Source organism: Flavobacterium sp. PL11 (assembly GCF_035985025.1).
GTDB lineage: Bacteria > Bacteroidota > Bacteroidia > Flavobacteriales > Flavobacteriaceae > Flavobacterium.
The window spans coordinates 1-13,358 of sequence record NZ_JAXCIA010000049.1 but is presented as its reverse complement, the minus strand read 5'-3'; the positions used below and the strand labels follow the sequence as shown (position 1 = coordinate 13,358).

The 13,358-nt window shown below is 32.7% G+C and carries 11 protein-coding genes and 1 other RNA gene; 4 read left to right on the top strand and 8 right to left on the bottom strand.

What is annotated here, in order from left to right:
* Positions 1-285: 285 nt before the first annotated feature.
* Complete coding sequence (locus tag RCH18_RS15450; protein ID WP_326937674.1) at positions 286-1,089, bottom strand: SDR family oxidoreductase; 804 nt, start codon at positions 1,087-1,089, stop codon at positions 286-288.
* A 108-nt stretch (positions 1,090-1,197) separates the two neighbouring features.
* Positions 1,198-1,295, bottom strand: an RNA gene (gene ffs, locus RCH18_RS15445) — signal recognition particle sRNA small type.
* 88 nt (positions 1,296-1,383) lie between these two features.
* Here ffs and RCH18_RS15440 point away from each other — a divergent pair.
* Complete coding sequence (locus RCH18_RS15440) at positions 1,384-2,460, top strand: glutaminyl-peptide cyclotransferase (RefSeq protein WP_326937673.1); 1,077 nt, start codon at positions 1,384-1,386, stop codon at positions 2,458-2,460.
* A 201-nt stretch (positions 2,461-2,661) separates the two neighbouring features.
* On the opposite strand, the gene RCH18_RS15435 is transcribed toward RCH18_RS15440, so the two are convergent.
* On the bottom strand, positions 2,662-3,546 hold the full coding sequence (locus RCH18_RS15435) for a hypothetical protein (protein ID WP_326937672.1): 885 nt from the start codon (positions 3,544-3,546) through the stop codon (positions 2,662-2,664).
* A gap of 88 nt (positions 3,547-3,634) precedes the next feature.
* On the opposite strand from RCH18_RS15435, the gene RCH18_RS15430 reads away from it, so the two are divergent.
* Positions 3,635-4,675: a formimidoylglutamase gene (locus RCH18_RS15430; RefSeq protein WP_326937671.1), complete on the top strand. Its 1,041-nt coding sequence runs from the start codon at positions 3,635-3,637 to the stop codon at positions 4,673-4,675.
* 123 nt (positions 4,676-4,798) lie between these two features.
* Positions 4,799-6,052, top strand: coding sequence for a DEAD/DEAH box helicase (locus RCH18_RS15425; RefSeq protein WP_326937670.1), 1,254 nt, complete (start codon positions 4,799-4,801; stop codon positions 6,050-6,052).
* Positions 6,053-6,281: 229 nt separating this feature from the next.
* Here the strand turns inward: RCH18_RS15425 and RCH18_RS15420 are convergent, their stop codons facing one another.
* Positions 6,282-7,571 (bottom strand): dicarboxylate/amino acid:cation symporter, encoded by a 1,290-nt coding sequence (locus RCH18_RS15420; RefSeq protein ID WP_326937669.1) that lies wholly within the window; start codon positions 7,569-7,571, stop codon positions 6,282-6,284.
* Positions 7,568-8,629 carry a chorismate synthase gene (gene aroC / locus RCH18_RS15415; protein WP_326937668.1) on the bottom strand — a complete coding sequence of 354 codons (1,062 nt, stop codon included), beginning with the start codon at positions 8,627-8,629 and terminating at the stop codon, positions 7,568-7,570. The genes RCH18_RS15420 and aroC overlap by 4 nt, the downstream gene beginning before the upstream one ends.
* A 206-nt stretch (positions 8,630-8,835) precedes the next feature.
* Between aroC and RCH18_RS15410 the strand changes: the two genes are divergently transcribed.
* A complete protein-coding gene (locus RCH18_RS15410; protein ID WP_326937667.1) occupies positions 8,836-9,342 on the top strand; it encodes a hypothetical protein in 507 nt (168 codons plus the stop codon).
* A 51-nt stretch (positions 9,343-9,393) separates the two neighbouring features.
* Here the strand turns inward: RCH18_RS15410 and RCH18_RS15405 are convergent, their stop codons facing one another.
* The 3 genes from RCH18_RS15405 to RCH18_RS15395 all read right to left on the bottom strand — a co-directional run bounded on the left by RCH18_RS15405 (position 9,394) and on the right by RCH18_RS15395 (position 13,093).
* Positions 9,394-9,822, bottom strand: coding sequence for a protease complex subunit PrcB family protein (locus RCH18_RS15405; RefSeq protein ID WP_326937666.1), 429 nt, complete (start codon positions 9,820-9,822; stop codon positions 9,394-9,396).
* 34 nt (positions 9,823-9,856) lie between these two features.
* Positions 9,857-10,990: an N-acetyl-alpha-D-glucosaminyl L-malate synthase BshA gene (gene bshA, locus RCH18_RS15400; RefSeq protein WP_326937665.1), complete on the bottom strand. Its 1,134-nt coding sequence runs from the start codon at positions 10,988-10,990 to the stop codon at positions 9,857-9,859.
* Between the two features lie 78 nt (positions 10,991-11,068).
* Positions 11,069-13,093, bottom strand: coding sequence for a heavy metal translocating P-type ATPase (locus RCH18_RS15395; RefSeq protein ID WP_326937664.1), 2,025 nt, complete (start codon positions 13,091-13,093; stop codon positions 11,069-11,071).
* Between the last annotated feature and the right edge of the window lie 265 nt (positions 13,094-13,358).

Sequence of the window (13,358 nt, the reverse complement as noted above, 5' to 3'; positions counted from 1 at the left end):
GGAGATTTAACCCCTAGCAAAACTCCTAATCCATCTAATTCCATACCCCAAAATTAGCTAAGTTTTTAATAATCCACTAATTTAAGCGAAGAACCTTGTTTTTATTCAATTCTTTAAGTTCATCTCGAATTTCTTCAAGAACATTTAACATATCGTCTTTGTAAAGAGCATTGTTTTTAATAATGACGTTGATCCATCGTATAACTCTATAACAAAGAAATACTAATAGAACCAACCATAATAGCATTGCCACATTAGATGCGTAATTAGAAAAATTTTCCATTTCTATAATTTATAATGATTTAACAACATTTTTTCGTAGACTTTGTCAGGTAATATTCTTTTCAAAACGATCGAGAATTTTTGAAGGAAAGCACCAACCTTATAATGAATCTTTGGACTTGGATCCAATATAATTTTATAAACAGCTTCGGCCATCTCATCAGGATTGCTGCCACTATTAACATGCTCATCCATTGCTTTTAATGTTTTTCCGTATGATAATTCATAAGCTGAACCTTTTACAAGAGGCGCATGATAACGTCCTGCTGCAATATTAGTGGCAAAATCGCCTGGAGCAATATTGGTAATATGTATACCAAATGATTTTACTTCCATTCTCAAAGCTTCTGTTATTAATTCTAAGGCTCCTTTTGAGGCAGAATAGACGCTCCGGTAAGGCAAACCCATATATCCAGCTATAGAAGTAATATTGATAATTAATCCTGATTTTTGCACACGCATTTGCGGCAATACTGCTTTGATTACTTCAATAGGTCCAAAAAAATTAGTTTCAAAATTATTTTTAATCTCTTCCATTGGAATTTCTTCCAGAGGTCCTGTAATTCCAACACCAGCATTATTAATGACAACATCCAGTTTTCCAGATGTAGCTATTATTTTGGCAACAGCCTGACCAATTGAATCTGCATTTCGAACATCTAAAAATAATAAAGGAAAAACCGAATTTAGTATTCGTTCTGGATTTCTACTGGTTCCGTAAACTATAAAACCTTTTTGATGTAAAAATTCGCCTATAGATTTGCCTATTCCTGAGGAACCGCCTGTAACAAGAACTACTTTACTCATTGAAATGATGTTTAAATTTACGAGACGTCTAAAAATAAAAAAATCTTCCAAAAGGAAGACCAATATAATATGAAAATGGTTGTGAAAACTGAAATAGATTTAGTTAAAAAATGGCAAGCGACCTACATCGCACCGCTCAACCACGTACCCTTGCTATGTTCCCATCCTGGGGGAGTCTGCAGGAGCTGGTCGTGTAGGACTTGCCGGTGCAAATATACAATACTTTTTATATTTTTACAATACCTTTGCAGCTATAAATTATCGTTGTATATTGTTCTATCAAATTTTAAAACTATGAAAAAATATAACTTCCTATCTATCATTTTATTAGGAATTACATTAGTCAATTGCGGTGACACAAAAAAAGGTGAAAATTCTATATTTACTATCGATTCAAGTACCCTGAAAGAGCAATATAAGCCAGAAGAGTCGTTAGAAATAGGTATTGTAAATGCTAATAAGAAAGAAATTGATAGCATTATCTATTATATAAATGATCAAAAAATAAGTTCTAAAAAAGGTGCCGAAAAATTAACAGTTCAATTAAAAGACAATAAATTAGGATATCAAAATCTTAAAGCGCTCGTTTATTTTGAAGGAGATAATAGTGAAGCAACTGCGCGAGTTGAACTCGTTTCTGATGTACAACCTAAATTATTAAAGTACACTATTGTAAATACTTATCCGCATGATTACCAAGCCTACACTCAAGGTTTAGAATTTTATCGAGATACACTTTATGAAGGAACAGGCAATGGCGTAGGTGTTTCTGGAAAGAGAGGAATATCAAGTTTGAGAAAAACAGATTATAAAACAGGAAAAGTTTATAAAAAAATAGAATTAGCGGATCAATATTTTGGCGAGGGAATTACTATTCTAAATAATAAAGTATATCAGCTTACTTGGCAAAATAACGAAGGATATATTTACAATGTAGATACTTTTAAGAAAGAAAAAACATTTCCCTATTTCAAAAAAAACATAGAAGGTTGGGGTCTTACAAATGATGGAACCTATCTATACCAATCAGATGGAACAGAAAAAATTTGGAAAATAGATGCTAAAACACTCAAAGAAGTAGATTATATCAATGTGTATTCTTATGAAACTAAGATAAAATCAGTAAACGAACTGGAATGGATTGACGGAAAAATATATGGTAATATCTATCAAAAAGATGCAATTGCTGTTATCAATCCCAATACGGGCGCTGTAGAAGGAATTATTAACCTTATTGATTTAAAAGCTAAAGTTTCTCAACTGCCAGATACTGATGTTCTCAATGGAATTGCTTATAATCCCAAAACCAAAACTATATTTGTCACTGGTAAAAACTGGGATAAAATGTTCGAAATTAAAGTTACAGAATGATCCTGTAACTAAGCATATAATTCGAAAATTACATGATATAAAAATTGATTTGTTGATGCAATTAACTTTATATGGTTTTTTATAATCAGGATAATAGGGGGCTATTACTCAAAAGATTTCAATGACCTGTTGATACATTGACCATAATAAAAAAAGAGGAGCGTTGAGCTCCTCTTTTTTTTTAAAATAAACTAGAATTAATTATCTCAAAATAAAACTAGTCTTAGAAACTAGCTGCCCTTTGTCAAAAATATTAATAAAATAAGTTCCTTTAACAAAATCTTTTCCTTTTAAATCTTCTGTAACTTGCACCGTTTTATTATCATAATTTACATTAGTAATAAAACTATAAGTCAAAATATCATCATCAAAATTTTCAGTTTTTTTATCTCCAATTACATTGTTTTTTCCATCGATTACTTGAACATAAAAACTTTTATTTCCTGATTTTGCAATGACATTTTCAGCAATTGTAAAACTAACTCTTAACACGTCAGCTCTTCTAGCTTTATCGGTTTCAATTTGTTTGCCTGAACTACGAACTTTAAAAGCTGATCCACGAGTGTTTAAAACCGTTAACTTGGAACCCATTTCTACCGCTTTTGACAATTCTTCATTTTGACCTGTCAAAGCTTCAACATTTTTTCTAGATTCTCCTAACACTACAACCGTGCTATCACGCTGTGTAGTCAATGTAGTGTTCGCTAATTTTAAGTTTTCATTCTCAGTCATCAATACCTTCATATTAGCTTGCAATGAATTAAATTGCGTTCTATATTTTGATAATGAAGCGACATCACCTTTTGACTTACTCAATTGAGACATTAAGTTTACCACTTTATCTCTTTCTTGTATTAGCTCGTCAGACATTGAGGTGTTCTCAGCAATTGCTGCATCATAAGTAGTTTTTAATTCTTGCAAATCTTTCATCACCGATTCTTTCTCAGTGATCGTATTAGTCATCTCTACTTTACTTGTATCAGCATCTGAAGACATTTTGAAAATATAAACTAAACTACCTACTAATAAAATAGCTAATACTGCAATTACTGCCTTTAAACTAGAACTGCTTTTTTGATTTTCCATCTGTATTTTTTTCAAATTTAATAATATATAACTATCTATTAACGAAACTTTATACATTTATAGTATTTTTGAATAAAAATATTTTTTGATGGACAAGATTATTCCTTTTACAATTAAAGATCTCTCAAAGATTACGAACCATCGAAGTGGCGAAATAAAATTTGGCGAGAAGATGATAGCAATCCCAAAAGATACTGATATTCTTAAATTTCTAAAAAACTGTGAGGCTAAATATGTACTTTTTGGTATTCCTGAAGACATTGGTGTAAGAGCAAATTACGGCAGACCTGGAGCTGCATCAGCATGGGATAGTGCAATCAAGAGTATTGCTAATATTCAGAATAATCGCTTTTGTAAAGGAAGTCAAATTATTATTTTAGGACAACTTGATGTAGCTAACCTTTTAAAAGAAGTTTCGTTTTTAAATTTTAATGATATTGACGATCGCTCTAAGCTAAGTCAATTAGTAGAAAAAATTGATAAAGATGTTGCACATATTATTTTCAATCTTGTCAAATTAGATAAAATACCTATCATCATTGGAGGTGGTCATAATAATTCTTACGGTAATATTAAAGGTACGGCTCTTGCCAAAGGAAAAGCGATAAATGCTATCAACTTCGATGCTCACTCCAACTTCAGAATATTAGAAGGACGCCACAGTGGAAACGGATTTTCGTATGCTTATGAAGAGGGTTTTCTTAAAAAATATTTTATTTTTGGATTACACGAAAATTATGTGTCAAAAAGTGTCCTTGATATTATTAAAAAAATTGAAGATCGCGTTCGCTATAATACTTATGATAGTATAGCGATAAGAAAAGAAAAGCATTTTGATACCGAAATGGAAAAAGCAGCAGAGTTTATGAGTAAAGAACACTTCGGACTTGAAATCGATTTAGATGCAATTCCTAATATTGCTAGTAGCGCAATGACTTTAAGTGGTTTTTCTATTGAAAATCTTAGGCAGTTTATTTCTTTTTTTGCAAAAAATAAAAACGTTTCCTATTTGCATATTTGCGAAGGCGCACCTGACTTAGCAGAAGATAAAAATAATCATTTGATTGGTCAATTAATAGGATATTTAATCACTGATTTTATAAAATCGAACACATCAATTCAAGAATAGGGATTACACAGTTATTTTGTAATAGAATAGCTAGCTGATGTATATATTAAAAGCATCAAAAATAATAATCCTATCTTTGCACAACTATACATGTACTTATTACATGATATTTAAACTTAAAATATGTTATTCGAAGATTTATCACTCTCAAAAAGTATACAAAGAGCTGTATTTGAACAAGGCTATATAGAAGCAACACCAATACAAGAACAAGCAATTCCCATAGTTTTATCAGGCCGCGATATGATAGGATGTGCACAAACTGGCACTGGAAAAACAGCGGCTTTTGCAATACCAATAATCCATCAATTGCATAGAATAGTAGGATCCTCAAAAAAGGCAAGTCCAATTCGAGCTTTAGTAATTACACCTACAAGAGAATTAGCAGTACAAATAGGTCAAAATTTTGATCAATATGCAAAATATACTAATCTTGTTCAACTAACAATTTTTGGTGGAGTGTCACAAGTGCCACAAGTGGAAATGTTAAAAAAAGGAATTGATATTTTAATTGCAACTCCAGGTCGATTACTTGATTTAGTTAAACAAGGATTTATCGATTTGGATCATTTACATACCTTAGTACTTGATGAAGCCGATCAAATGCTGGATATGGGATTTGTAAATGATGTCAAGAAAATCGTAAAATTGACACCAAATAATAGGCAAACACTTCTATTTTCAGCCACAATGCCTATTGCGATAAGAGAGCTCGCAGAAATGTTTTTAAAGGATCCTGAAACAGTTAGTGTTTCTCCAGTTTCATCAACTGCTGAAAATGTGGAGCAAAGAGTTTATTTTGTTGAAAAAGCAGAAAAAAGAAACTTATTATATCATCTAATAAAAAACGAAAATTTATCTAATGTATTAGTTTTTTCAAGAACAAAACATGGTGCTGATAATGTTGTAAAAGCATTGCGCAAACACGATATTGCCGCCGAAGCCATTCATGGAGATAAATCTCAAAATGCAAGACAGCGTGTTTTAGATGGTTTTAAAAATAAGGAAATTAATGTTCTTGTTGCCACTGATATTGCTGCAAGGGGAATTGATATTGATCAATTGCCTTATGTAATCAACTTTGATTTACCTAATGTTCCTGAAACCTATGTACACCGAATAGGGAGAACAGGACGTGCTGGAAATGATGGTGTTGCCATTTCTTTTTGTGGGAAAGATGAACATCAATACTGGAAAGATATTCAAAGATTGATAAAAGTTGATGTAAAAATTGTTAGTGATCATCCGTACGGTTGGCACTCAGGAAGTCCTGAAACTGCTCCTGGAGTAAAACAAAATAACTCTAATAGAAGTGGCGCTGCCCACAAATCTAGAAAATCAGAAGTTTCCAAGCAAAATAAAAAACGCTGGTATTAATTTTTTTAATGTCACTTTTCTGAGCTATTTCTTAAATACTAAAAAAAATTAAATTAGTAGATTTCTAAAATTGGAAGTTTGCAATTCACCTTAAAAAAATAGCCTGTCAGCATTTGTGAACAGGCTATTTTTTTATTATTATATCTGAGAATATTTATAATGCACAACTTTAAGTACAGTTTGTTATTCTATGATTTAATACTGCAAATTATCAATTTTAATAATCGCATTATAATTCTCTTATTTCTAAATCTTCTGGTTTTCTCAGTTTACCAACGGAGTTGCCAACTATAGCTGCTACTGCAGAATCACTTGTTATATTCACCACCGTTCTACACATATCTAAAGGTCTATCAATTGCAAATATTAGTGCTAAACCAGCTTCTGGGATTCCAGCTTGACCTAAAACTATAACCAGCATCACCATTCCGGCGCTTGGCACGGCCGCTGAACCTATGGAAGCTAAAGTAGCTGTAACGACAATCATCAACTGGGTTGTCAAATCTAAATGAATTCCCATTGCTTGTGCAATAAAAACGGCTGCAACTGCCTGATATAAACTGGTTCCATCCATATTTACTGTTGCTCCAAGTGGTAAAACAAAACTTGTGACCTCCTCATCAACACCTAAATGTTCAGTGACACGTTCTAAAGTTACAGGTAAAGTTGCCGCACTTGAACTCGTTGAAAAAGCGAGTAATTGCGCGGGAGCGATGGCGGCGAAAAAACGTCTTGGTCCAACTTTAGCAAAACTATAAAGTAGTGTAGGATATACAATATAAGTCATTATTAGAAGACCAACTAAAACAGTCAATCCATAAATGGCTAAAGCGCCTAGAGTTGTGAAATCAGGAATCTCTACCATCAATGAAGCCATCAATGCAAAAACTCCTATCGGGGCTGCAAGCATAATGATATCAATGATTTTTAAAATAACCTCGTTTAAACCCTTAAAAAAATCAACTACTGGTTGTGCTTTCTTTTGATCAATCAATATAATTCCGATCCCTAAGAGAATGGTAAACAAAATTACTTTTAGCATACTTGCATTATCTGTAAGTGCTTGAAAGAAATTTTCTGGAACTACATCGACTAACGGTTGTAATGGTCCTTGATTCTTAGCTGATGCTGCTAACTCAATTTTTGCATTGGCATCACCAGTAAAGCTTTTTAAGAGTGTATCTCTTGAGACTTCATTAATATAACTTCCAGGCTTAATCACATTAGCTAAGACAAGACCTATAGAAACTGCAGTTACCGTGGTAAATAAATAAAGTACCACCGTTCTACCACCTAATTTTGACAATTTAGAAATATCTTTTAAATCAGCCAAACCTGTTATTAAGGAAACAACAATAAGTGGAACGGCAATCATTTTTAAAAGATTAATAAAAATGGTTCCAAAAGGTTTAATCCAATCTGTTACAGGATCGACCAATTGAAGATTTTTCATCAAAATACCAAATAATAGACCGAGAATCATCCCTATCAATATTTTCCAGTGTAGGGCTAATTTCATTTCAAAGTTTTATTTAGTAAGTAAAAATCGGCAAGTACAATAGCTGCCATTGCTTCAACGATAGGAACAGCACGTGGAACAACACAAGGATCATGACGTCCTTTACCAGTCATTTCAGTTATATTACCTTTATTATCTAGCGATTCTTGTTGTTGCATTATAGTTGCTACAGGTTTAAAAGCCACACGGAAGTATATATCCATGCCATTGCTAATACCGCCTTGAATACCACCAGAAAGATTGGTTCGAGTCGTGCCATCGCTATTATATAAATCATTGTGCTGACTACCTTTCATGGTAGCACCTTCAAAACCGCTGCCATATTCAAATCCTTTTACAGCGTTTATAGAAAGCATTGCTTTTCCAAGCTCGGCATGAAGCTTATCAAAAACGGGCTCTCCAAGTCCAATGGGCACATTTTGAATCACACAAGTAACAGTTCCACCTACAGTATCGCCTTGTTTTCTAATATCGCGAATATATTCTTCCATTATTTTAGCCATTTCCTCATCAGGACAACGAACAGGATTATTTTCAGTTTTTGAAAAATCTAAGTCGTGATACGATTTGTCTAATACGATAGGTCCCACAGAGGAAACATAAGCATTGATTTTAATTTGAGGTAACATTTGTTTAGCAATGGCACCAGCCACTACTCTACTGGCTGTTTCCCTTGCTGAACTGCGTCCTCCACCTCTATAATCACGAATACCATATTTCTGTTCATAAACATAGTCAGCATGACTCGGTCTATAATTGTCTTTTATATGTGAGTAGTCATCTGATTTTTGATTAGTATTAGGAATAATATATCCTATAGGAGTACCTGTGGTTTTACCCTCAAAAATGCCAGATAAAAACTGTACATCATCAGGTTCTTTACGCTGTGTCACTATAGCTGACTGACCCGGTTTTCGGCGCGACATTTCTACTTGTATAGCTTCAAAATCTATACTTATTCCTGATGGACACCCATCTATAATTCCACCTAAAGCATCACCATGAGATTCTCCAAAAGTGGTAAGTCTAAATAGTGTTCCGTAGCTATTTCCTGCCATTATTATAAGTTTTTAACAAAAGTATAATTTTAAATCAAAGTTTTAAAGGATCATATTTAAATTATTGATTAATAATAGACTTTTTATTGATTTATGATTTGGTATTATTTTAAATGAAAGATTATAAATTATATAAACTATAAATGCAATATTACAATTATAAGTAAGTAAGTTAAACTATATTTGCAAAAAATAAAACTAAACTTATGAAAAAGATTGTAATGTCAGCCATTATGCTGATTGGGTTAACATTTGCGGCTCAAGCCCAAGATATTTCTAAAAATGCAATTGGTTTACGTTTTGGCGATAGCGGCGGTTTTGGTGGTGAGATTTCATATCAAAGAGCGTTATCAACTGATAACCGACTAGAATTAGATTTGGGTTGGAGAAATAGAAGCAATTTTAATAATAATAGTTATGATGATAAAGCTATTAAATTAACGGGGTTGTACCAGTGGGTTTGGAATATTGATGGTGGATTTAATTGGTATGCTGGTGTAGGTGGAGGATTAGGAAGCTATAGTTACGATGATAATAATAAAAAATCGTATAATGATACATTTGCATTTGCAGCTGGAGATATAGGAATTGAGTATAATTTTGATTTTCCTTTATTAGTTTCTTTGGATTTCAGACCAGAATTTGGTGGAAGTGGTTATTACAAAAATAATTACGGATCAGATATTGCATTGTCACTGAGATATCAATTTTAGACCTACAATAAGTTTAAAAAAAAGCTGTTCACAAGGTGAACAGCTTTTTTTTTATTTAAATTGTATTTCTTTCTTCGAATTTATTTTAACAACACAAAAAGGATTTGTAAGTGCTTGAGTGACTATACTTCCAGGATCTGGATTAGTATTTTTAACTTTTATGACAATTGCATCAGCGGTTTCTGCTATAGTACTAATCCCAATACTATATCCGCCTGTAGGTTTTTCACCCATATTTAAAATAATAAAATTAGCCTGATTAAGATCGTTTGTATTAATTTTACCTTTTAAATTTGGATCATTGAGAAGCATTTTAATTTCGCTGGGTTCTGACAAAATTTCATAAAATTCGATGCTTGCACCACCATATTGTTGCTGCGTTATGACCTCATATAAATTAGTATTACTCAATGAATTCACTTGAGTGGAACCACAGGAAGCCAAAGTAATTGCAACTAATAATAGGAACGTTTTATTCATTTTATTTTTAGTATTGATCTTTTGCCACTTTGTATTATTTTATTTTACTAATTGCCTTATGATACAAAGCTTCGTAAAGCGGTAAAATATTTTTAATGTCAAATTGTTTTGCTACAATTAATGCGTTTTCTTTAAATCGGGTTAAAGTGGCATCATCTTTTAGAATCTTTAGTGCATTTTGAGCCATTTCCTCAATATTTCCTACATCGCTTAGATATCCAGATATTCCTTCAAAATTAACTTCTGACAGTCCTCCTGAATTACTCGATATAATAGGAACCCCACAAGCCATTGCCTCTAAAGCTGCTAATCCAAAGCTCTCTGTTTCAGATGGAAGTAAGAACAAATCAGTTAAACATAAGATTTCATCAATTTCATTACTATTCCCAAAGAATATAACCTTATCGGTAATTCCTAATTCCTGACATAAATTTTCAGCCATTTCTTTTTCGGGACCATCGCCTACCATCATTAATTTAGCAGGGATTACTTTTTGAATGTTATAGAAAATTTTAATGACATCAGGAATTCTTTTTACTTTCCTAAAATTACTGATGTGCGTAATAATCCTTTCGCCTGGTTTAGCCATGACGGAACGCTTACATGGAGAATCCGATTCTTTTTCACTTTTATTTAATTCTATAAAATTAGGGATCACCTCAATTTCATTAGTAATATTAAATAATTTTAGCGTATCCTCTTTCAAACTTTGGGAAACCGAAGTAACATAATCTGATTTATTAATGCTAAATGTAACTGCTGGTTTATAAAACGGATGGTTACCCACTAATGTTATATCCGTTCCATGTAGAGTGGTAATCATGGGAATATCTATTCCTTCGTCTTTTAGCATTTGTTTAGCCATATAACCTGCATATGCGTGCGGAATAGCATAATGCACATGAAGTACCTCTATTTTATATAGTTTCACCATATCTACTAACTTACTAGATAAAGCTAACTCATAGGGCTGATAATGGAATAAAGCATATTCAGGAACATTTACCTCATGGTAATGTACATTAGGACTTAAAAGAGCTAAGCGTACAGGTTGACTATAAGTTATAAAATGGATTTCGTGTCCTCGACGTGCTAATTCTAAGCCTAATTCTGTGGCTACAACTCCACTACCTCCAAAGGTTGGATAACAAACTATTGCAATTTTCATGTATGTGATTTAATAGTAACGAAAATACTAAAATAGCAATGATATATTATTGAAATTTAAGTTAAAACTACTTTTTATTTAGAATCTCATTCTTTGAATTCTTATGGCATTCAAAATTGCCAGTAATGCAACTCCAACATCTGCAAAAATAGCCTCCCACATAGTGGCTAATCCTCCCGCCCCGAGTACTAATACTATTAGCTTGACAGAAAAAGCAAGTAAAATATTTTGCCACACTATTTGTTTTGTTTTTCTTCCAATGTTAATTGCGGTAACTATTTTAGTAGGCTGATCATTTTGGATCACAATATCGGCAGTTTCAATAGTCGCATCACTTCCTAGCCCGCCCATTGCAATTCCAACATCTGCAAGTGCGATCACTGGTGCATCATTGACGCCATCGCCTACAAAGGCTACTTTGTATTTTTGTTGCAGTAATGCCTCTACTTTTTCTACTTTATTTTCAGGTAATAAATTTCCAAAAGCTTGATCAATATTGAGTTCTTTGGCCACAGCATCAACCACAGTTTGATTGTCTCCAGAAAGAACCATTGTTTTAATCTTTAATTTATGTAAACGATTAATCGCATCTTTTGCATCCGTTTTTATCTGATCAGCAATAATAAAATGGCCTACGTATTTTTGATTGATCGCTACAACAATAGTTGTATACGGAATGGTGTTAAGCGCAAGATCATAATCAATATTATATCTAACCATTAATTTAGGACTACCTACTAAAATTTCTTTGTCATTAACTACTCCCTTAAGCCCCATTCCTGGCACTTCAGTTACAGCTGTAACGGTCAAATTACTTTTATAATCAGCAGCATATTGTATTATAGCAGATCCTACTGGGTGTGTAGACTTAGATTCAATGGCTGCGGTATAGGTTACCAATTTTTCCTCGCTAATCCCAACAGCTACTACTCTTTGCACTTTAAAAACACCCTGTGTTAATGTTCCTGTTTTATCCATAACCACAACCTGAATTGCTGCCATTACATCTAAAAATGAAGAGCCTTTAAACAAAATTCCATTTTTACTTGCAGCGCCAATACCGCCAAAATAGCCTAATGGAATTGAAATAACTAACGCACAGGGACAAGAAATAACTAGAAAAATTAATGCTCTATACAACCAGTCTTGGAATATATAATTAGCTACAAAGAATATAGGTACAAAACAAATGGCTATGGCAAGATAAACAACAATAGGAGTGTAAATTTTAGCAAATTTTCTTATAAATAGTTCTGTTGGTGCTTTTTTAGTGGTGGCTTCTTGAACCATTTCAAGTATTTTAGATAATTTGCTGTCCGTAAATACAGCAGTTACTTCAATACGAGAAACCGCATTTAAGTTTATCATCCCAGCAAGAATAATGTCGCCTTTAACTTTTGAATCTGGTTTGCTTTCACCAGTTAAAGCTGCTGTATTAAAGCTTGCTTGACTTGACAGTAATATTCCATCTAAAGCTAATTTTTCACCAAGCTTTAATTCAATAATTTCACCAATATTTACCGTCGCTGCTTTTTTAACAGTTACTATTTCACCTTGTACAACACTGGCTTCATCTGGACGTTCATCTAACAAGGATTTAATATTTGATTTTGCTTTTTTGACAGCTAAAGTTTGGAATAATTCCCCAATGGCGTAAAACAACATTACAGTGACACCCTCAGCATATTGACCAATAGCAAAAGCACCAAATGTAGCAATACTCATCAGCAAGAATTCTGAAAAAAACTCCCCTTTTCTCATGCTTTGTACCGCCTCTTTAAAAACCGGAAAACCTACTGGAATGTAAGCCACAACATACCAAATAATTCTAATCCCGCCATAAAACCACGATTGAGGGAAAAAATTATCTAGCCCTAACGCTACTATTAATAAAATAGCGCTAATTATTGAAGGTAAAAAAAACTGAGTTAAACTTCCATTAATCGTGCTATGATCATGATCGTGACCATCAGCATCACTATGAACGAAACTACTTTCAAATTTATCGTCCACGCTACAACAACTAGAAGCTGGATGATTATTAATTTTGCTTTCTGTCTTTTTTCTATTTGAATGAACTTCGTCTATAGGTGTATAAGGCATGTTTATTAATTTTTATAAGCTTTATTAAATTATAGTAGAAAATTATAGTGATGCACTAAGATAAAAAAAAATGATTTATACTATCGAAATATTAACACTTCATTGTTAGCAAAATGGAATTAAGTGAACAACTAATTTATGCATTATGATAACAATCTCATATTATAAATCAATCCTGTCCTAAACGTTTTAGGACTAAATAAATTTCCTTAATTCCATTGACTTTATTGCCTTTAAATCGTGATTTTCAAAATAGAACCCCCTG